The organism is Pseudoalteromonas ardens (genome assembly GCF_030125445.1).
GTDB lineage: Bacteria > Pseudomonadota > Gammaproteobacteria > Enterobacterales > Alteromonadaceae > Pseudoalteromonas > Pseudoalteromonas ardens.
Window position 1 is genome coordinate 107,790 of record NZ_JASJUV010000007.1, and the last position, 20,342, is coordinate 128,131.

At 49.2% G+C, this 20,342-nt stretch carries 16 protein-coding genes; 8 read left to right on the plus strand and 8 right to left on the minus strand.

Going from position 1 to position 20,342, the window contains the following annotated elements; all coding sequences use genetic code 11:
- Positions 1–83 precede the first annotated feature (83 nt).
- Complete coding sequence (locus tag QNM19_RS19075) at positions 84–1,265, minus strand: acyltransferase family protein (RefSeq protein WP_049863619.1); 1,182 nt, start codon at positions 1,263–1,265, stop codon at positions 84–86.
- A 334-nt stretch (positions 1,266–1,599) separates the two neighbouring features.
- Between QNM19_RS19075 and QNM19_RS19080 the strand changes: the two genes are divergently transcribed.
- From QNM19_RS19080 to QNM19_RS19090, 3 genes are all read left to right on the plus strand, one after another.
- Positions 1,600–3,480, plus strand: coding sequence for a monovalent cation:proton antiporter-2 (CPA2) family protein (locus tag QNM19_RS19080; RefSeq protein WP_284027098.1), 1,881 nt, complete (start codon positions 1,600–1,602; stop codon positions 3,478–3,480).
- An 82-nt stretch (positions 3,481–3,562) separates the two neighbouring features.
- The gene (locus QNM19_RS19085) at positions 3,563–3,811 is read left to right on the plus strand and encodes a hypothetical protein (RefSeq protein WP_010384156.1); all 249 of its coding nucleotides are present in this window, start codon (positions 3,563–3,565) and stop codon (positions 3,809–3,811) included.
- A gap of 146 nt (positions 3,812–3,957) precedes the next feature.
- Positions 3,958–5,043 (plus strand): hypothetical protein, encoded by a 1,086-nt coding sequence (locus QNM19_RS19090; RefSeq protein WP_049863620.1) that lies wholly within the window; start codon positions 3,958–3,960, stop codon positions 5,041–5,043.
- Here QNM19_RS19090 and QNM19_RS19095 read toward each other — a convergent pair.
- The 3 genes from QNM19_RS19095 to chrA form a co-directional block, all read right to left on the minus strand.
- A complete protein-coding gene (locus QNM19_RS19095) occupies positions 5,040–7,760 on the minus strand; it encodes a methyl-accepting chemotaxis protein (RefSeq protein WP_049863621.1) in 2,721 nt (906 codons plus the stop codon). The two genes, QNM19_RS19090 and QNM19_RS19095, sit on opposite strands and share 4 nt — an antisense overlap.
- 131 nt (positions 7,761–7,891) lie before the next feature.
- Complete coding sequence (locus tag QNM19_RS19100; RefSeq protein ID WP_010384161.1) at positions 7,892–8,725, minus strand: mechanosensitive ion channel family protein; 834 nt, start codon at positions 8,723–8,725, stop codon at positions 7,892–7,894.
- 164 nt (positions 8,726–8,889) lie between these two features.
- Positions 8,890–10,038: a chromate efflux transporter gene (chrA, locus tag QNM19_RS19105; protein ID WP_049863622.1), complete on the minus strand. Its 1,149-nt coding sequence runs from the start codon at positions 10,036–10,038 to the stop codon at positions 8,890–8,892.
- A 142-nt stretch (positions 10,039–10,180) separates the two neighbouring features.
- Between chrA and QNM19_RS19110 the strand changes: the two genes are divergently transcribed.
- Together QNM19_RS19110 and QNM19_RS19115 are read left to right on the plus strand one after the other, a co-directional pair.
- On the plus strand, positions 10,181–11,059 hold the full coding sequence (locus QNM19_RS19110) for a LysR family transcriptional regulator (RefSeq protein ID WP_284027099.1): 879 nt from the start codon (positions 10,181–10,183) through the stop codon (positions 11,057–11,059).
- A gap of 133 nt (positions 11,060–11,192) precedes the next feature.
- Positions 11,193–11,834: a hypothetical protein gene (locus tag QNM19_RS19115; RefSeq protein ID WP_049863624.1), complete on the plus strand. Its 642-nt coding sequence runs from the start codon at positions 11,193–11,195 to the stop codon at positions 11,832–11,834.
- 314 nt (positions 11,835–12,148) lie between these two features.
- On the opposite strand, the gene QNM19_RS19120 is transcribed toward QNM19_RS19115, so the two are convergent.
- Positions 12,149–14,602 carry a family 20 glycosylhydrolase gene (locus QNM19_RS19120; RefSeq protein WP_049863625.1) on the minus strand — a complete coding sequence of 818 codons (2,454 nt, stop codon included), beginning with the start codon at positions 14,600–14,602 and terminating at the stop codon, positions 12,149–12,151.
- 217 nt (positions 14,603–14,819) lie between these two features.
- Here QNM19_RS19120 and QNM19_RS19125 point away from each other — a divergent pair, with 217 nt between their 5' ends.
- A complete protein-coding gene (locus QNM19_RS19125) occupies positions 14,820–15,905 on the plus strand; it encodes a linear amide C-N hydrolase (protein ID WP_049863626.1) in 1,086 nt (361 codons plus the stop codon).
- 56 nt (positions 15,906–15,961) lie between these two features.
- On the opposite strand, the gene QNM19_RS19130 is transcribed toward QNM19_RS19125, so the two are convergent.
- Together QNM19_RS19130 and QNM19_RS19135 are read right to left on the minus strand one after the other, a co-directional pair.
- The gene (locus tag QNM19_RS19130; protein WP_049863627.1) at positions 15,962–17,176 is read right to left on the minus strand and encodes a serine hydrolase domain-containing protein; all 1,215 of its coding nucleotides are present in this window, start codon (positions 17,174–17,176) and stop codon (positions 15,962–15,964) included.
- Between the two features lie 229 nt (positions 17,177–17,405).
- Positions 17,406–18,251, minus strand: a complete 846-nt coding sequence (locus tag QNM19_RS19135; RefSeq protein ID WP_197094243.1) for a spondin domain-containing protein — start codon at positions 18,249–18,251, stop codon at positions 17,406–17,408.
- A 225-nt stretch (positions 18,252–18,476) separates the two neighbouring features.
- Between QNM19_RS19135 and QNM19_RS19140 the strand changes: the two genes are divergently transcribed.
- Positions 18,477–18,863, plus strand: a complete 387-nt coding sequence (locus QNM19_RS19140) for a hypothetical protein (RefSeq protein WP_049863628.1) — start codon at positions 18,477–18,479, stop codon at positions 18,861–18,863.
- A 94-nt stretch (positions 18,864–18,957) separates the two neighbouring features.
- Complete coding sequence (locus QNM19_RS19145; RefSeq protein ID WP_049863629.1) at positions 18,958–19,716, plus strand: substrate-binding periplasmic protein; 759 nt, start codon at positions 18,958–18,960, stop codon at positions 19,714–19,716.
- A 35-nt stretch (positions 19,717–19,751) separates the two neighbouring features.
- On the opposite strand, the gene QNM19_RS19150 is transcribed toward QNM19_RS19145, so the two are convergent.
- Positions 19,752–20,156, minus strand: a complete 405-nt coding sequence (locus tag QNM19_RS19150; RefSeq protein ID WP_049863630.1) for an ExbD/TolR family protein — start codon at positions 20,154–20,156, stop codon at positions 19,752–19,754.
- Positions 20,157–20,342 lie beyond the last annotated feature (186 nt).

The window sequence follows — 20,342 nt, forward strand, 5'->3', positions numbered from 1 at the left end:
TGTTCGGACCCGATGTTTCTTTTGTTAACGGAGCGATAAAGGAAACAGACAGCCCGTTTTCAGGGTACCGACCCAAAATACACCTAAGAAGCAGATTCAGCACGTTGAGGGGAGGTGCTTGGTTTTGCTTTTTTGCCATTTAACAAAACGCCTATCCAGGTGTGTCTGACCAATAACTGATAACTTACCAAACCGATAGCCAGGGTGGTGGTGACCGAAATGACGAGCTTAAGTAATAATGGCAGCGTGGTATTGCTCAGTGGAAACTGGATGTACATCAGTACCGGTACATGAATGAGGTAAATCCAGTAAGACGCGTCGGACATATACTTGTTCAGCTGACTGTATTGATTGAGCCATTTATATCCGGCCAGGAAGGCAACACCGGTCCAGCTAACGATGGCAACCGATTGTGCGAGCACGGCGTAGAGATTGATGTGCTCTGGTGTCATGTCTCCGGTATTCGCTGCCCGAATGATGGTTTCTATCGAGGGGGGAGGGTCCATCAGGTAAAAGTAAGGCAGTAATGACACACAAGCCAGTATCAGTAAAGGCGTAAAGTATCTGGCGTACTGTTCTACCCGGGTATGATGATGATAGAGCCCGGCACCGATTAAAAACAGGATACCATAAAACCCGTAGGACCAGAGTTGCGGATACAGCTTATCGGGCGCCGGGAATGGCACCAGTTGCTGGTGCATGGCAAGCGTAAGCAATACCGGCAAAGCTACTCCTAAAAACAGAGGGCGCACGACAAAGGCGAGTATGGATTGATAAACCTGAGTATATTTTTGCAATAACCAGATGATGCAGCAGAACTGGGTCAGGTTCCATAGAAACCACAAGTGCATGGTGGAGATGAGCGGTTCGTCGACGGACTGAAAAATGGTAAACAGGCCCGGTTTTTCATGGACGATTTCTGCGCCCCAGCCAAGCGCATGAATTAACACCAACATGGTCAGCGGAAAAAATATCACAAAGGGTAAAAAAACGCGTTTGAGGCGATTGCTGATAAAGGCATTACCCCCGCGTTTACTGATCAGCAGTGCAGCGCAAAACCCGGCGATGGCGAAAAACAACGGCATTCTGAATAAGTGCGACCAGATAGCAAAGTACTCAAAAGCGACATGTTTGCTCGGATCGGCGGTAAACCAGATGTTTGAGAAGTAAGGGCCATAGGCCAGCGCTGCATGGAACACCACGCCCAGTAAAAGTGCCAGGCTACGCAAGTTATCTATGTAGTGAAAACGAGGGGAAGTGTGCATAACGTTTATCCTTAAAGCTGCGACTGTGAACAGGTTAGCATCAAACGCCCCGGGAGAATACTGATGCAGCAGGTTAGGTGGCAAAAAGCTATATGACTGGATGTCTTACTATTATTCAGTGAGCGATAGCGAATATAAGACACGGCTGTGATTATATGAACAAGTGCAAATGCAGTGTGCCGTCGGCACAGTCATCCGTTTCGTACTAAAGTGTAAAAGATCTGCGCGCAACATAGAGATGTTTTAGTATGAAATCACTTCAACAGCAGTCACCCTGTAATGGCCTCGGTCGTTGCCCGGTGGTGCAGCGTTTAACCACGGAGGACGTCCTAGCATGACCGGCTATTTTATTCAGGCTTTTATCTATCTGGCCGCGGCAGTGGTGATGGTGCCACTGGCAAAACGCCTGGGGCTTGGCTCTGTATTGGGTTACCTGATAGCCGGTGTGCTGATCGGCCCTGTGGCAGGTGTTGTCGGCAAGGAAACGGTGACAATACAACATTTTGCTGAGTTCGGGGTGGTGATGATGTTGTTTCTGGTGGGGCTTGAGCTACACCCTCAGATGCTGTGGAAAATGCGTCACAGGTTGCTCGGGCTGGGCGGCTTGCAGGTGGTTGCAAGTGCTCTGTTGCTTGCCTTTATTGCCTGGCTATTGGGTCAGCCTCTTTCCATTGCGGTGGCAATCGGTCTGCTCTTCTCTTTGTCGTCGACCGCCATTGTGTTGCAAACATTGAACGAGAAAGGTCTGACGAAAACCGAAGGCGGGCAAAATGCGTTTTCTGTATTACTGATGCAGGACATCGCTGTGATACCCATACTGGCATTTATCCCTGTTTTGGCTTTACCTGAGTTAATGAGTGCAGCGCAAGCACTGCAAACCACAGCGGAACATCATGAATCATTGAGCCTGGTTGCAGGTTTGCCAGCCTGGGCCTACGCGGGGGCTATTTTTGCCAGTATCGCCGGTGTGGTTGTGATAGGTCATTATCTGAGTCGTCCTTTGTTCCATTATGTTGCTAACTCCGGACTACGGGAAATCTTTGTCGCAACCGCCTTATTGCTTGTGATTGGCATCGCTACTTTGATGAGTCTGGTTGGGCTGTCTCCGGCACTGGGGACTTTTCTGGCCGGGGTAGTACTGGCGAACAGCGAATTCCGTCATGAGCTTGAATCAAATATTGAGCCTTTTAAAGGTCTGTTGCTAGGGCTGTTTTTCATTACTGTGGGGGCTGGGATCAATTTTGCCATACTCTCTGAGCACTTACTTTTGATCCTGAGTTTGACACTGACCGTGATGTTGGTAAAAGCCGCAGTACTTTGGGGGCTCGCTATGATGTTTAAAATCCATAATAGCGATCGCTGGTTGTTTGCGCTGAGTTTATCTCAGGCCGGGGAATTTGGTTTTGTGTTGTTAAGCTACGCGTTGCAAAACCATGTCATCCCACCCGACACGGTGAGCTTGTTGCAGCTAGTTGTGGCGTTGTCTATGTTTCTGACACCGACTTTGTTTATTCTTTACGACAAAGTGATTTTGCCTCGCTATCAACATACGGCCAATCAACAGGAGTATGATGAGATTGATGAACATGGGCAGGTGATCATCGCAGGCATTGGTCGTTTTGGGCAAATTGTTAATCGTTTACTCATCGCCAATGGCGTGCACACTGTGGTGATGGACCTGGATGCAACCCAGGTGGAGTCAATGCGCCGCATTCAGGTTAAGGCCTACTTTGGTGATGCCACACGACCTGAATTGCTGCATACCGCGGGTATTGAGCAAGCTGCCTTGCTGGTTGTTGCCATTGATGACAGAGAAAGTGCGAAGGCACTGGTGCAGTCGGTCAAGCATAGTCATCCCGGGGTGACTGTGTTGGCCAGAGCATTTGACCGAGGTCATCACTACGAACTGAAACATGCCGGCGCGGATGTGATTGTCAGTGAAACGTATCATTCTGCGCTCGATTTGGGGGCACAGGCGCTTACCTGTCTGGGCTTTGCGCCAGACACTGCGGCGCAGAAAAAACAAGCCTTCTGGGAAACCGAGCAGGCTGCATCCGAGCAGCTCTACGATACCTGGCAACATGGTAGCGATGGCCAGCAATATGATCATGATTTTCGTAAGCTGTTCATTCAGACTGAGGAGGCCATCAAAGCAGCCATGCAAGCCGAACACAGGGGTGGGCAGGGTAGCGATGACGTCACGAAACAGGAGTGACGAAGATCTCCATGCCAATGCTGGTGCAGACAGTGACAGACCTGATATGCTACACGCTTTTAGCGACAACTGAGTACGAAACATGATTGACGATAAAGAATTGATCAGCACACTGGACGAACTGGAAGCGTTTTTACAGCTGGTAGAAAGTGGTGGGTTAGGTCTGAATAACGCAGCAGGAGTGGCACTGGCGACGAATAATAGTAATGGTCGGCCATTTGTTGCTGTATTGGATGATAACCATCAGTTGATCCTGGGCCGCTGGGTGACGCAAGAAGTGTTTGATAATGGTAAGGACCTTGTCCGTCAGGGGCCGAAGAAAGCGCACTAACCAAGTGCTGGTCAGATGTGTCGGGTCGTTTTGATTTTATGCATCTGCCGCTCTTTGCGGCCAAAGTGTGAAGTGTTCACACAAGCCAATGCTTTATGCTGATATGACAATAAAAAACAAAACAATAATAAAAACAGGAAAGTCAGATGCAGGTTCCTTGTGACGAGTTAGCCAAAGTTGAGCACCGGCTCAATAAACAAAATGCGCTGGGTGCAGCGATTGCTGGTGGATTGTGGGTGTTTCCCATTTTATTTGCCTGGTTTGGTGCTTTTACATTAAACGCAGACTTTGGCCCCTTGATGCTCGCCGTGAGTGGCGTGCTGGTCGGTTTAGTGATCCGATTACACGGTCGGGGCTATCAGAAAGTATTTGGTGTTATTGCCTTTGTACTGCATGCCTGGCTGGTTTTTCTGGCCCTGGCACTGGAATTAATCGTCAGTAACGATACCTGGCTGATGGTATTGGGTATTTTATATGCCATTGGCGTTTGGTCCAGTGTGTTTCTGGCACGTAAAAAGGTACCGTTTTCTGAGCACCGGGCTTTTTTTGAGCTCGCGGAAAAACAGCAGCATGCAAGTCGAAAGAAGCTGAAAAACCGTTGGTTTATTGTGTTACCTGTTTTACTGATCACCTCGCTGGCCACCAGTCTGATGGCAATATATGGTGTGACGACAGCGGAGCAGTTATTGATTGCACAGGAGCTAGACGAACAGCAGCAACAGCGAGCACTGCGCGCTCAGAAAAACGAAATTGACGTTACGCCTCAGGGTCTTAAGGCCCTCTCAACCAGACAAGCGTTGCATTATGCCTACGCTTATTTTAGCGGTTACCGGATAGACGAATATGGCAGAAATAAGGGCCAGTTTGTGCACTCTGAGTTCAAGGCGAAAACCATCCTGATCCATTTGACAGAGCAAAGGGCTGAACCCCGTGCTTTGTTTATTCTGGGCATCATCAACGGGGGGAGTCAAGGAAGTCAGCAAATTGAACAGGCGGCAGAGCTTGGCGATGACTATGCCAAGCTGTTTAAAACCATTGAGTTTGGTTGTCGTTATGATAAAGACCAGGCGTTGACGCTAATTAACGGCTTGTCTCAGCTGAGCGATGAGTCTCCCATCAGCGCAGAAATTGACAGCATTCGTAGCTACGGCTTTGAGCCCGTTTGCGCTGAACTCAATACGGGCAAATTTGAATACAGTTTTATTCGTGAGTATCAACCGAACAGCCGCTAAGACAAGCGGCTGTCTTCGAGGTTGAAAAAGGCAACCTGATCGGTCAACACCCGGGCCTGACTCTCCATGGTTTTGCCCGACTTTGACGTAGTTTCGACCAGGGAGACATTTTGCTGAGTAATGCCATCCATTTGTGCAATGGTCGAGCATACCGCGGCAATGCCTGATGCTTGCTCTTTGCTGGCATCGTCAATGTTCGAGACCATGTCACTGACTTGTGTAATCGATTGCGTCAACTCATCGAAAGTCGTGCCGGAATCATAAACCAGCTTGCTTCCTTCGGTAACGGCGTCAACACTGTTCTTGATGAGGGCTTTAATCTCTTTGGCTGCGCTGGCGCTGCGTTGTGCCAGATTACGCACTTCACTGGCGACCACGGCAAACCCTCTGCCAGCTTCGCCCGCTCTGGCGGCCTCAACCGAGGCATTGAGTGCTAACAGGTTAGTTTGAAAGGCAATTTCATCAATCACGCCAACGATGTCGGAGATTTTTCTGCTATAGCTTTCAATATTGCCAACCGCATTGATGGCATCTTCAATGGTTTGTTTACCACTGAGTGCTTTTTCACGCACAACCGCTGCTCGTTCTGACGCTGTGGTTGCGCTGATCGCGTTATTTTTCACCGTCGCTGTAAGTTGCTCCATTGTGGCGGCCGTTTGTTCCAGGCTGGCTGCCTGGCTTTCTACCCGGCTATTGAGCTCTTCATTATTGGAGGCGATTTGCCGGGCGATATCAAACACCTGAGCCGCCCCGTTATTAATGGTCTGAACCAGCTCGCTGAGCTTGTCGAACAGGCCATTCATTGCTTGGGTTAGCACTGAGAAGTCCTCTCCCAGTTCAGCGGTGATCCGGTGGGTTAAATCGCCTTGCTCAAGTGCAAAAATGGCGTTTTTGATATGTTGCACAGCCTGCTTTTGTGCGGTGATATCTGTGGCATATTTCACCACTTTGACTGGGCGGCCATGTTGATCCAGGATTGGGTTATAGGTTGCCTGGATCCAGATTTCCTGGCCATTTTTGGCTATCCGCATATACTGCCCCGAGTCAAATTCGCCACGATTGAGCTGTGCCCAGAATTGTTGATATTCGTTGCTCTGAGCCTGCTCCGGGGTGGCAAACATGCGGTGATGCTGGCCTTTGACTTCATCGAGTGTATAGCCCATGGTTGCTAAGAACAGGTCATTGGCCCACAGTATGGTACCGTCCATTTCAAATTCAATGACCGCCTGAGATTTATGAATGGCCTGTACTTGCCCTTCCAGATCCGCTGTGATTTGTTTCTGATGGGTGATATCCATGGCGTATTTAACCACTTTCAGCGGGTTGCCCTCATCATCACGGATCAGGTTATAAGTTGCACTGATCCAGATAGGTTTGGCATGTTTGCCTAGTCGAAAAAATTCACCGGAATGGAAATGGCCATTCTTCAGATCTTGCCAAAACTGCTGATATTCCTCACTTTGAGCATAATTGGGCTCAACAAACAGCCTGTGGTGCTGGCCGATGATTTCCTCTTTGCTATAACCCATGGCACTCAAAAAGTTGTCGTTGGCGTCTAAAATGGTCCCGTCTAAATTGAATTGGATCACCGCCTGAGAGCGATTGATTGCCTCGATTTGTCCTTGTGCCTCAAAGGCATTCAGTTTATCTGCGGTTATGTCAGAGGCGAACTTCATGATTTTCCAGAGCCGACCATTCTCGTCATACAAGGGGGTATAGTGCGCCTGGATCCAGACCGCTTCCCCGTGTTTGTTGACCCGTTTAAACTCGCCAGATTGAAGTTCACCTCGGCCTAAAGCCCGCCAGAATGCCGCATACTCATCACTGGCAGCTTCTTTTGTAGTGACAAACAGGCGATGGTGCTGACCCTGGATCTCTTCAAGCTGATAACCCATCACATCAAGAAAATTTTGATTGGCCGTTACTATCGTGCCATCGAGGGTAAACTCGATAACTGCCTGGGCATTGCGGATCCCGTCAATCTGACTGTTGAGATTGATTGTCATATGTTTTTGCTTAGAGATATCGCTGGCTAACAACAAGACTTTAGCTGTGCGTTGGTGTGGATCCGGCACCGGAACCAGTTTGGCATGCAGCCAGGCAAATGTTTGCTCCGAAGTTTGCCATTTAAGGTCACACTCAAGCGTCTGGCCTTCACAAAGCGCTTCCCAGCAAGCGGCATTGAGCTGTTCATTGACCACAAATTGCTGATAGTGCTGATTAACCAACTGCTGTCTTGTGGCATCCACCAGGGATAGGAAATGCTCGTTGGCATTCAATACCGTGCCTCGCAGGTCCAGCTCTGCCCAAGCTTGGGCGTTTGACAAGGCCTGTGTGGCTGAGGAGGCGTCCACCAAAGGTTGATACTGCGCTGTCACATCGTGGATCACGGCAAAGCTGTGTGATTCATCCAGCGGACACAATTGTACTGAGACGTGAAACTCTGTGCCCTCGACATTGTGCATGGTGCAGACTTGCGCGCTGCTATGTTGACGTTTTTGCAGCGCGTTATGTAACGTCTGGTAGTCGCTGTGACGATTGCACAGTGCTGACAATGTCTTGGGTGGTGCGCTGCTCGAAAATGCCAGTGCGGTATTAAAAGCCTCGCTGGTGGCGAGAATATTACCGTGTCGGTCGAGCTTTAGCCAAGGCAATGTTTGCGGTAGGGTGATTTGTGGTTCTGTTGTTTTTGTTCTTGAAAAGCCGAAGAGCGCCATATCACATCCTGGTATGTAGTGGATTATCTATACACACTATAGACAAGGAATAACAGGGCCCCCAAGTTTGTGCGTGAGATACGGTTGTATATGGAGCAGCCCGTCAACAGGCTGATCCATACTTAGCAAAGTCAGGCGTCGCTTTCGTTGACCAGAATCACCTTACGATGAGGGAAGGGGATCTCTATATTGGCTTCATCGAGGGCTTTTTTCACTTGCTCAGGCACGGAGTAAAGCACATCAAAATAATGTGCGCCGTCGCAAAATGGTCTGACTAAAAAGTCCACTGAGCTGTTATTGAGCGACTCCACCTCTACAAACGGAGCCGGATCCGACAAAATATGGGGATGTGCCTGCAACACGGATTGGATCACAGCCCTGGCCTCATCCGTGTTTTCATTGTAAGCAACGCCAAAACGCATATCGACACCCCGAATTGCATGATGTGAGTGATTAACGATTTTACTGCCCCAGATATGGCTGTTAGGAATAACAATTTGTTGGTTGTCGAAGGTTTGCAATATGGTTGTAAACATATCAATTTCTGTCACTTTGCCAAATTGTCCTGCTGTGTCGATAAAGTCATTGACTTTGTAGGGGCGGAAAATTAACAGCATGACGCCTGCCGCAAGGTTGGACAGGGTACCTTGCAGTGCCAGCCCTACCGCAAGCCCGGCGGCACCGAGCAAAGCAATGATCGAGGCGGTTTGGACACCAAACCGATTGAGCACTGCGATGCCGACAAAGGCCAACACTGTGTACTTGGCAACACTGCCAAAAAATTTAAACAAAGTATCATCGAGCTTGTCATAGCGATTCGCCACAGAGACAACCGCTTTATAAGCCTTGCCCGCCAGCCAGATGCCAATGATCAGTATTAATAATGCCAGTACCAGGTTGGTTGCCCAGTCAACGGCGACAGGTAAATATTGATTGATATCGATTTTTTCTAAGAAGCTTTCCATACACCTACCTCGGTAAAAGAATTGAGAGAGTCACAGAGCGTTTGCAATCATGCGTTTAAAAGCTAGTTGCAGACACGAGATAGTTCAACCTGAAAAGGGGGATCTTACTGAGATAGGGTGATAAGCGAATACGGGTGGTCCACAGACCACCACGTTAAATGATATCAGAGGAACCCCTGAGCGACCCCGGCTACCATAAAGGTGACGACCAGCCAGACGATGTGCAGCTTGAGGTGTTTTAACAGATAAAAGCCGACCAGAATCAGGGCAATATCTTGTGCTGAAGTTACTGCACTGGTAAAGACGGGTTGATACAGTGCAGCCACCAGCAAGCCAACCACAGCAGCATTGACGCCACTCAGCGCACCTGCCACTGCGGGTCGGTTGGCGAGTAGTTGCCAGTTCTTGAGCACGCCCAGTAGTAACAAAAAGCCAGGCAGAAATACGGCTAAAGTCGCCACCAATGCACCTGTGACGGGATTTGCTGGCATTAATGCGTAGCCAAGATAAGTGGCAAACGTAAACATCGGGCCGGGCACTGCCTGAGCAGCGGCATATCCAGTCAAAAAGGCATCCTGACTGAGGGTGTCGCCGACAATATTTTGCAGCAGCGGCAGCACTACATGACCGCCGCCAAACACCAGGCTGCCAGCCTGGTAAAAATCATTAAACAGGGCCGCTGAGGGACTCAGGTGGGCGACAAAAGGCAGGGCAATAAATAAGCTTGCAAACACCACCAAAGGCAGCCAGCTTGCTTTGAAAGTGGCACTGGAGTGCACCTTTTGGGCACTACCGCGCAGGTAAAAGACGCCGATCAGGGCTGCCAGCAACAGCACCGCCATTTGCGTAAAGATACCCGGGATTAACAGCAGGGCGATGGCCGTGATAATACACACGCCGACAGTGAGGGAGCTTTTACAAAAGTTCTTGTACATCCCCCAGGCGGCGTCGGCGACAACCACAATGGCAAGTAGCTTAAGCCCGTGCACCAGATTTTGAAACACACTGGTATCGGTCACCTGGCTGGCCATAAGCGCCAGCAGTACCATGATAATGACTGACGGTAGCGTAAAGCCGATGAAGGCTGCGCAGCCACCACTCAGTCCACCGCGTTTGTAGCCCAGAGCGAATCCGACCTGACTTGAACCGGGGCCGGGCAAAAACTGACTCAGCGCAACCAGCTGAGCATAATCGGCGTCATCCAGCCATTTGCGTTTTTCCACAAAGGTTTGGCGGAAGTAACCTATGTGTGCTGCCGGACCACCAAAGCTTATCCAGCCAAGTAAAAAGAAGGTTTTAAAAATAGCAAACATAACAATGCGCGCTCTGTTATCACAATTGCCGCTAGAGTAAAAAATGACATAGAATGATTCAAATTAATAGTTTTGATTTTATCTATGAATAATATGGGATTGGACTGTGAGTTTTAGTGATGTGCCATGGCGGCAGGTAGACTTGAATCTACTCGTGGCCTTTGCTTATTTATACCGCTGTCGCAGCGTCAGCATCGCGGCTGAGCAGGGCTGTGTCAGCCAATCAGCGATGAGCCATGCTCTGGCACGACTGAGACGTCTGCTGGATGACGAGTTGTTTGAGCGTAAAGGGCATACCATGGAGCCGACAGAGTACGCCCATCAGATAGCGCCTTTAATTGAGCAGTTGCTGGATACAGTCTCGGATGGCTTGCTGCACAAAAAGCACTTTATACCTGAGCAGTATGAAGGCGTATGCCGCATTGGCCTGACGGATTATGCTGAGCTAAATTTTGCGCCTTTGATATACGACCGTATTCGCACCGCCGCGCCTCAGGCACAAGTAAGTTTTGTAAACGTGAATCGCAGTAACTACATGACACTGACCGAACAGGAGAAACTGGATTTGGTCATTGGCAGTATCACTGAACCTGATCAGACGTTTAGCAGTCAGGTTTTGTACACTGAGCGTCACGTTTGTCTGGTGGACCCGGCGGTATTTACCACAGAGCTCCCCATGTGTATGGCTACGTTTGCACAGACGGAGCATGCTCTGGTGAGCCCGGATGGTCGCTTAACAACTCAGGTCGACCAGTTGCTTGCCAGGGCAGGTCTGACACGCCGGGTGACGGTCGCCAGTCGCAACTTCCTGACCATACAACGCTTGCTCAGCCAGCGGCGGTTAGTGGCCATTGTACCGCTAAAAATGGCTCAGCTGGCGTGTGAGGATGCCGGGCTGAGGTACTTTGAGCCGCCGCTGCCTGTACCAGACTTCGATATTGCTATGTTGTGGTTGAGCAAGCGCAGTGCGAATGAAAAAAATGTATGGATAAGAAAAATTATACAAGAAGTAATTGCTTAGGCTATTTACTTATAGAGTTTTGCGTCAAGTCATAAAAAATTAATAAATGTTTAATTTTTGTTTCTTTTTTGGGTTTTTAATGTGATCATGATTGTGGTTTTAATAAGCTTTAATTTTATAAGGAAGAAATTTAATGAAAAGCGTACAAACAATTGCAGCATCTTTGGTCATGCTGAGTGCATCCACTGTGTATGCAAATGACTATAACTCAGGTTACTACATCACGGACGTAGACGTGTACAAATACGGTGAGCGTGCCACCATGGTACCAGAGCAACCCCAAATGCCAGAGCTGCTGGCGGATCATGTATTGGTTGGTATTGGTGCCCGTGCTGGCAAGACGACGGTAACAACAATCACTTTGTGGTACCGCCAGATACTCGGTAATGGTGAGTTTGGTCCGCTAGAGAGTACAAATTATGGCAGCAAACCTAGTCATGAGCTTGAGTGCCAGTATGTAAATACACAAGACAAAATCGCAATTACCGGCATGGAGTGGCGGATTAATGGCTCGGACGATATTGCTGCTCTGAGGGTGAGTTATCGCAAATTTGATAGTCAAGGTAATTTAGGCACCAGAATTTATTATGGAACAGGTGTTAAGTCGAATGACCAATCAAAGACCTGTTATGACCCGGGTAGTGGTGGTATAGAAGTATCTTACTTCCCACCTGCATCCGGTAACACTTCGGTCGTGACAGGAGTGGGGTTAGTCAATCACAATGAGAACATGGACTCAATGTGGTTATATCGCGGGACGTACATTAACCGTTAATAATAAAAATCCACCATTGCAGGCCAGTCTGCCGACTGACCTGCATAGCTAAGTCAAAACCATCCGATGATGTGAATTGCGATAACGGTGACTTTCAGTCCAAATTTATACCAATTTGCTCAATTAAGTGCTCTATTTTGAGGTGATAATCCAGGCTCGATAACACCACACTCGCGTCCTGCTATCGCTGAGGCACCTACATCCCTGTAGGCGAGACAATGTTCTAAATAAGAAGTTTGTAACCGCTAGCGTCATATTTACTCCTTCAAATTGAACAGATAGTAAGTGGAATTGGCATTATATCCACTTTTTGCCTATCGAACTGGGTCTCCGCATGTCGCGAGCAAAGACTCGGTAAAAAGCGTCGATGCAACCACTATCTCCTGCATCTGACTTTGCGGCTCTCTGAGTGTGGCAATCAACAGGCGCGTTTCTGACGGAGAAATTGGGGTTTGGATCTTACAGCGTCTGGCGATTGATAGTGCAATTTCATTGCTGGTTTTAGCAAGCTTCAACTGTGGTAGAAGTGCCCTCAAACTTGGCGTTTTAGTGAGTAGCGTCGTTAAATCTGCATAATCTGCATTCCAGGTTCGAAGTATCCGCAAGATGTCTTCTAGTGCCGTTTTCTCTCCACCTTTAAATTGAGCAAGCTTTTGATTTAGTGTGATGAGTGTATGACTTTCTATAGGTAAGTAGTCTACGAAAGAGTCCAGCGGTGCATTTTGATGATACAAGCCTTGCTGATACTTAATATGATGACGCGTGTAGTAGCTGGCTGGTTCAAGCTGCTCAGCAAAGCGCATCAATAAAGCCAGGTTGTGTGGACTATCGTGCTTTGCCAGTAGCCTTTTGAGCCCCTGTCTGAACTGCTTTTGATGATGCAGGCCGATGGCATCGGCAAAGTCAGAGATGGGCAACAATCTACGGTACATGTTTGTGGGGTCCGAGTACTGACGTGCAGACCACAGACGCTCTGCGATAGCAAACAGGCGTGGCCAGCTGCGCACATCCAGATTGTGTTCGGTAACCAGTTCACTCCAGAGAGTCGCTTCTCCACCCAGGATATTGTGTTGTGTCTGCGTACTCATTGCGCTTTGGAAAGGCATATTGGTAAAGTCTGCCCGGGTAAACTGTGTATCCAATTTTCCCGTTACCGGATAGACAGCATTGCCGATCAGGATCCGGCCCGTTAAACCTGATTCAGGGTTCAGTGTGAGCTCCGCGCGGGTTGGGCCCATCCAGCTGTCGATGGTGGCGTTGAGTCGTGATAAGCCCGCTTCGGGCGGGACTAGGCGGCTATCCAGACGGGCTTGTTTAAAGGGACGATCATTGAGCTGCAGGTATACATGATTCAGTGTTTGCTGAGAGGACACCAGCACCAGTTTGCCACGCACGGCACTGCCTTTGAGCCTGGGCATGGTGAAATCCCAGGCCTGAATGGCTTCGTTGTCGTTGAGCGGGTGTGCTGTGGGCAGACCGGTATCCAATGGCTCATTGCGATAGTGGTAAGCAGTCGGCTGAGGCTGATCGATGTAAAATCCGGCGGATAACAACGCCGGGTACCCCTGTGCGGCAATCTGGCTCAGGCTCGCTTTGCCACGCCAGGACTGGATCATCACATCCTGGTCCAGTGCGGGATGAAATATTTCGTCCCAGCCCATCATTTTTTTGTTATGCCGACGCAAGATAGCCTGCACTTTCGTGTTGAAATGCGCTTGCAGGTCAGCGGAGGTGTTGAGTTTATGCGTGCGCATGTATGCCTGGACCCGCTTGCTATCTTGCCAATGTTTTGGGTGTACTTCATCGCCGCCAATATGCAAGTAGGGGTCCGGGAAGAGTTCAGCCAGCTCTGCAACGATTGCATCAATGAAGACGTACACTTCAGGTTTGCTGGGGTCTAACAAAGGCTCAAATATGCCCCAGTCATCTTCCATCTGATAGGGCTTCACCTGTGTCATCAATTCAGGGTAGGCAACCGCAATGGCTGAGGCGTGACCGGGTACATCAAATTCAGGTACCACACGGATACCAAGGTTGCTGGCGTACTCAACGATGTGCTTGATTTCGGCCTGCGTATAGTACTGACCATCGGACGCGAGTTGATGCAACTTTGGATAAGCTGCTGAGGCATATCGCCAGCCCTGATCATCTGTCAGGTGCCAGTGAAATACATTCAGTTTGGCGGCAGCCATGCCGCGTAGCTGCCGTTCAATCGCCGGGATAGAAAGAAAATGGCGGACGCTGTCGAGCAGCAGTCCACGCCAGGGAAAACGGGGGCTATCGTCTATTTGTAACAGAGCCAGTTCGCGACTGTCACGGGCAAAATAGAGTAACTGGCTGAGGGTTGAAAGTGCGTGCAGCGCGCCAAAATCAGAGGTGGCACTGATATCAATACCTGTGTTGTTGATGCGCAATTGATAGTGTTCATTCTGGTTGAGCCGGGGGTACTGACTTGTACTGGCTTGCGGTGCTTGCACTGTGACATTGATGGGGAGTGCCGATCCTGAGGTGACAGGTGCAACCTGGTAGCCAAAATCAGAGAACTGCTGTTGATAATAAGTCTTTACGAAGGCACTGCGCTGCGAAGATAGACCGGTGAGCGACAATACTAGAGGACGATCTATTGTCAGAGCTTGCGCTGACTGTACCAGTGAAGCGGGGACAGGCATCAAAATGGGTGCCTGGTCCTTCGCACTGACGATGTTGGCAGATAACATCAGCACGCTTGTAATCACACCACACAGCAAAGTCTTGAATCGAACTATCATAGCGATCATTTCCCTGAAATACCGATCAAAAAGAGGTCTATAAAATCGTGTTTATGGGAACAGTGCAAATGAGAGATTTTCAACCTGACGGGTAAATTCCCCGATCCGGGCTGTAATCCTGCGTAATGTTTTTACGAGTGAACTCAGATTAGTATCTGCGAAAAGAACTACAGAGCCTGCTATCAAACGATAGCCATGGCACACAATGAGGTGTGAGATGTGTACCCGAGTATTTAATAATTGCCAGCGTGACTATCTGGCGACAGCCCGTAATATGGATTGGATGTATCCACTCCCAACCAGCTTCTTTGCGTTTGATAAGGGGCTGAGTAAAACTGGCCTGTCGGGAGCGGATGGCTGTATGGATGAAGCGCTCAAATGGTGCTCGGCGTATAGCAGCATCGTGGCCATGGTCGGCGATGATCGCAGTGGTTGGGCCGCCTCGGATGGCCTAAACTCTATGGGGTTAATGGCGAATGTGCTGTATGACTCTGGTGCCAGCTATGCTCAGGAATCCTTCAGTACACATAAAAAGCAGCTGAGTGTGTTGCGGTGGGTACAGTATGTGCTGGATAACTTTGTTTTTGTAAAAGAAGTTGTGAAGGCGTTTAGTAAACAGGATATCTTGCTGGTGGGCGCAGCGGTCCCCAACAGCGATGGTAAACCGGCGCAATTACATCTCTCTGTGTCAGATGTCACTGGCAATTCCGCCATCATTGAAGTGGTAGACGGGGAGTTTGTTTGTTATGAAAGCAGCGCTTATCAGATAATGACCAATGAGCCGAGCTTTGATAAGCAGTTAAAAATCAATGATTACTGGACCTGGCAATGGTCTGCAGAAAACAGCAACCCAAGCCACACCATCCCGGGGGGCGCTTTTTCGACGGATCGATTTGAACGTGCAACGTTCTATCTGCACCATATGGACGCGCCCACGCATATTGATGACGCACTGGCTCAGGCCAGAACTGTGGCTGCCAATGCGTCTGTACCGCTGGGTTACAACTTTACGGTTAGTGACAGTCCGAATATCTCAAATACGCTGTGGTCCACTTACGCCAGTCACAGTGAACCTGCTTATTATTTCAGTAATGCCCGAACGCTGAATATTGTGTGGTTTGATCTGGCGAATGCCGACTTCGAAGCGCCGGTACAAAAACTGGATCTGATCACAGTGTCAAAAAATGGGGCGGTTGAAAATCATCATTATGATGGCAAGATTAACGCGTTCATGACTGCGGCGATTGATCCTTACCTGAATCTGGAGCGTCACAGCGATGTGTCCCTTGAGGTCATCTGCTGATCTGGCTCTGTCAGGCGTGAGGGAGCAGCCGGTTTGAGCACCGGCTGCTAGCGTGTTTATAGTTCTGCGAAGACTTTGGCGCGCAATGCTTCACGAAAATTCTCAACCATCTTATGTTTGTCCTGCTCTGTGTGACGGTCAAATACGCGGTTGTAGAACACACTGATGCTCACGTCTTCTTGTGGGTAATAATAGCTTCTGGATATATAACCGTTATTGTAGCCGCCATGCATGTAGGCCACTTTGCCTGACAACGACGCAAAAGTACTGTGCTCTGTTTTGCGTACAATGCCGGCCCCATACTCCCGGGTTGTATCCATTGTATTCAGGTTATTGAGCATTTGCGTTTTAATCGCAGCCGTAAACGGAGCCTGGGTTTTGCCAAAGGCGCTGAAAAACCGGCTGAGATCTTTGGGTGTACTGACCATACCGCCATCTGCCGCACGATATCCCAGTTTAATGTGCCGATAGCTTTTTAGTGTGCCTTCCTCCAGTTCATAGCCGTGAACCAGCTCAGCGCCCAGAGGTTCCCGCTGATAGTAATAGGTTTCGGTCATACCCAGTGGTTCGAGTATCTGTTGACGGATTGCAATCGCCAGATCATAGCCCAGCACGTCATCCAGTATGATCCCGAGTAGCAGGTAGTTTGTATTGGAGTAGTCAAAGCGGCTATCGACCTCAAACTGCGCGGGTTCATCATAAACATAACTCAGCATTTCAGTCACTTGCCAGTCTTGATCGGGCTCTGCTTTTGTTTTGTGCCAGAACTGTGGGACGCTCAGATAATCCTTCAGGCCACTGGTGTGTCGCAGCAAGTGGCGCACTGTGATGGAGCTGGTATTGGGGAGTCGGGCAGTAATGTCGTCTGGCAGATAGGTGTTGATACTGCTATCCAGGTCAATTTGCCCCTGTGCTGCCATCAGGTGAGTGAGTGTAGCAACAAAGCTCTTGGTATTACTGGCAATGCGGAACAGATGTTGCGGATTCAGCGGGGCCTGAGTGTCCTGGTTGGCCTGACCGCTGGTATAGGTTGCGGACCAGCCGGGCGTGGCAACATATACAGATACCCCGGTTAGCCCGGCCGCGACGACCTGATCAAGCAAACTTTGATAGTCGGTATTGATATCAAAGCGAATGGTTTCTTTTGTTTCACTGAGCGACACGGGCATTGCTGCTGATTTAGGTTTTGAGGCGTGAGTTACGGTGTTATCACTGCCACATCCAGTAAGTGCCAGACAGGTGGTACAGAGTATAAAAGAGGAGAGTTTCATAATATTGCCCCTTAGTGCGTTGCCGTTTGTTGTTTTAGCCCGGTTATAACAACGCACTGGCACAAAGGTGTCCTGATCGATAAGGATAAACAGGGTATGTTTTTCAACAAGAGCTAGGCATCTTGTTTAACTATATGAAAAATAAGCTTACTTTGACTTCTTAGGAAGGTGGGGCGGGCAGGTGTTAAAGATCACAGCCTGCCCGCCTGAGAAAAAGACAGTGGCGATATTATTGCATTAGCTTTAGTTCGATCATGCCAATATAGGCGCCTGAGTCGCTGTGCACACCAGCAGAAAAGTCGCTGTCCGTGGGGTCGCTTGTCAGCAGCATTATGGGTTCGGCCGGGCTGGTAGCCTGATTGGCTGATCCAAAACGTGTGCCACTGTCGCTGCCGGCGTCATAGACCTTCAGCTGGATCGTCTGACTTTCAAGCCATTGATTGTCTGTGAACAAGGGCAAACTTTCCAGGCCGATAAACCAGTCGGGACTGGGGGCAACCATAGACACCACACTGAGCAACGAAAACGCCTGACTTGCTTCAAACGTAAAAGTCACGCTTTTGGCACTGCCTGACACACCCGACTCGTCAATCAGGTAGTTGGAATTCCCGGTATTCTGGATAGCGCTAATTTCCTCTTTAAGCTGAAATTTGGAACCGGTTTCAGCCATGCTAACTATGCCAGCTGATGCCTCAGTATCGGGCTTAAAGATGAAGCCGTCTGCATTGTGTGTCAGACCGACTAGGGGGGAGAAGTGTGAATTCCTCGGGAAATTGGTCGGAAAGTTGTCGGCTTCCCAGGTTCTGGTAAAGGTAAGCTGGTACGTTACCGTATCTTCGGCTTGCACAGTGTCAGTGGTGTCTGTACTTGTGTCTGTGCTCGTGTTGTCGTCTGAGCTCCCTGCATTATTGTCTGACGTATTAGTAGTATTTGTATCGCTTGATGTATCTGTACTTGTTTCATTGCTCGTATTATTGCTGGCGCTGGTTTGGCTTGTGTCACCGCCGCCGCCTCCACCGCATGCCGTCAGGGTGAACAGAATTAGTGCGCAAAGAGATGTGTTTGCTGTGCTCATATCAGCCTCGTGTGTGTGAGTCAGGGTCTGATAACAAGACCTGAACACCACCAGGTCTATTTCATGGGGTGAGTAAAAAATGTGCATTTTAGGGCTGGTGTATCTGGGCGCTTGATGCTCTAGGCAGGCCATATGCTGCGTGTACCGACTTGAGAGATCCTCAACTGTTTTTCCGGCTCAGGTATGTAAAACTCATAAGTACATTATGTTATTCAAGGAACTACTATGAAATCTCTGATCTTAACGGCGCTGCTGAGCGGCTCGGCATTGGCTAATCCATTACTGGGTAGCTGGGAGTTTGTTGAAGGGCAATATGCCACGGAAGAGGGCATTGTGTCTGCCAAAGCCCCGGAATTAACCTCAGTGAAGTTAATCACGCCCACGCATCATAGCTATATCACCCAGAGCCAGGGAAAGTTCAAATACGCTGGCGGTGGCACCTATGTGCTGAAGGGAGACAGGTTTATTGAGACCTATGAGTACGGCAACGTCACCTCTTTGCTGGGCAGGACCATGGCCTTCAGTTATAAAGTGGAAGGCGATTTGTGGCACCATGAGCTGTACGAAAATGGCAAGTTTGTGGAGCGGGAAATCTGGAAGAAGGTGCAGTAACCCTGACCACATCTGGTATTCAATAATGCGTAATTTGCAATAATAACCTGAGCCCCTAGACTAACAATAAGGCCATTGTTGTACCGGGGGCGTTATGAAGTGGGTGTTGTTCTTGTGTCTGGCGTTGTCTCTCAGCGCCGGGCGACCAGCCAGTGGCGCAACCGTTCAGGTGGTCACTGAATATCTGTACCCTTATCAAATCAAAAATGAGGATGGCTCGTTAGGCGGTTTTATGACTGAGGTAGTGCATGCTTTGTGCCAGCAGGTGGGCGATGTGCCGGATATTACCGTCATGCCCTGGGCGAGGGCCTATCAGACCGCGGTCACGACCGAGAATGTGCTCATTTACTCTATTGTTCATACTCAGGCACGCAGTCCGCTGTTTCACTGGATAGGGGAAGTGCAGACAGACCCCATTTATTTATGGGGCCTGAAGCGTCGCTTTCCCGTGCAATCGGACGCCCTGGTTTTGCTTAAACAGCATCGGGTGGCTGTACTGCGGGGGTCTAATGTTGCCCACTACCTAGCTAAACAACAGTTCTCAAATCTCAAACCGCTCAGTTATGAAGAGCAATTACTGCAAATGCTGGAAAAAGATCGCCTGGACCTGGTGGTAGGTACCGAAGAAACCATCTGGCAGCGAGCGAACAAGGCGGGTATGGATTTCAGCACCCTAAACAAAGTTGCAGAGCTGACAGAGCTCAATACCAATCTCAGTATTGCCTTTAATATTGACTCCGACCCCAACCTGGTGGCCCGCTATCGGGAAGGCTTTGCTGTGATCAGCAGTAACGGCAAACTGGCAGGCATACAGCAAAAGTGGTTTAAGTATGTACAGGTCGCAAAACAGTGAGGTGACCCGACAGGTTTGCCGGGTTAGCATTGAGTCTAGTTCAGTGTTTCACCCAAAGAGACGGGCGCACTGGTCTGGGCTTTGATGGCATCGAGTACACCAACCAGCGTGGCATGCTGGCTGTCAGGATGTGCTCGCAAACTAATGCTGGTGATATCCCCTTCTGCGCCGAGACGGGCAATGTTAATACTGACACTGTCGAGGTCGATTTGCCGATTGTTCAGGTAAATCTGATTCTTAGCATCGATCGAAAATACCGGCGTTAGGTTTGGTACCACAGAGGTGACCGCTTGCTCCGTCCGGTTGAGTGGCAGAGCACTTTCTCTGACAAAACTGGCGGTGACAATAAAGAAAATCAGCAGAATAAATACGATATCCAGCATGGGGTTCATGTCTACGGTGACGTCAGAAGGAGTACGTTGATGTGCAGTTTTTACCATAATTACAGGTCCTTTTTTGTTGTTTCTCTTTCAGCGTAGACCCCGGTTGTTAGTTTTGATTTAATGTACCGTTAATGTTTACAAACTTTTACTTTGCTCAACCTAGGTGGTTGCAGGGCTGAGTACGTACTGCCGTTTCGTTGTACATAGGACCTTATGGCGCCGGGCTATCTCTAAGCTATGTCC

Bases quoted from the DNA above. Each gene is read 5' to 3' on its own strand.
- QNM19_RS19075 (WP_049863619.1), bottom strand. From the start codon at position 1,265: ATGCACACTTCCCCTCGTTTTCACTACATAGATAACTTGCGTAGCCTG.
- QNM19_RS19080 (WP_284027098.1), top strand. From the start codon at position 1,600: ATGACCGGCTATTTTATTCAGGCTTTTATCTATCTGGCCGCGGCAGTG.
- QNM19_RS19085 (WP_010384156.1), top strand. From the start codon at position 3,563: ATGATTGACGATAAAGAATTGATCAGCACACTGGACGAACTGGAAGCG.
- QNM19_RS19090 (WP_049863620.1), top strand. From the start codon at position 3,958: ATGCAGGTTCCTTGTGACGAGTTAGCCAAAGTTGAGCACCGGCTCAAT.
- QNM19_RS19095 (WP_049863621.1), bottom strand. From the start codon at position 7,760: ATGGCGCTCTTCGGCTTTTCAAGAACAAAAACAACAGAACCACAAATC.
- QNM19_RS19100 (WP_010384161.1), bottom strand. From the start codon at position 8,725: ATGGAAAGCTTCTTAGAAAAAATCGATATCAATCAATATTTACCTGTC.
- chrA (WP_049863622.1), bottom strand. From the start codon at position 10,038: ATGTTTGCTATTTTTAAAACCTTCTTTTTACTTGGCTGGATAAGCTTT.
- QNM19_RS19115 (WP_049863624.1), top strand. From the start codon at position 11,193: ATGAAAAGCGTACAAACAATTGCAGCATCTTTGGTCATGCTGAGTGCA.
- QNM19_RS19120 (WP_049863625.1), bottom strand. From the start codon at position 14,602: ATGATAGTTCGATTCAAGACTTTGCTGTGTGGTGTGATTACAAGCGTG.
- QNM19_RS19125 (WP_049863626.1), top strand. From the start codon at position 14,820: ATGTGTACCCGAGTATTTAATAATTGCCAGCGTGACTATCTGGCGACA.
- QNM19_RS19130 (WP_049863627.1), bottom strand. From the start codon at position 17,176: ATGAAACTCTCCTCTTTTATACTCTGTACCACCTGTCTGGCACTTACT.
- QNM19_RS19135 (WP_197094243.1), bottom strand. From the start codon at position 18,251: ATGAGCACAGCAAACACATCTCTTTGCGCACTAATTCTGTTCACCCTG.
- QNM19_RS19140 (WP_049863628.1), top strand. From the start codon at position 18,477: ATGAAATCTCTGATCTTAACGGCGCTGCTGAGCGGCTCGGCATTGGCT.
- QNM19_RS19145 (WP_049863629.1), top strand. From the start codon at position 18,958: ATGAAGTGGGTGTTGTTCTTGTGTCTGGCGTTGTCTCTCAGCGCCGGG.
- QNM19_RS19150 (WP_049863630.1), bottom strand. From the start codon at position 20,156: ATGGTAAAAACTGCACATCAACGTACTCCTTCTGACGTCACCGTAGAC.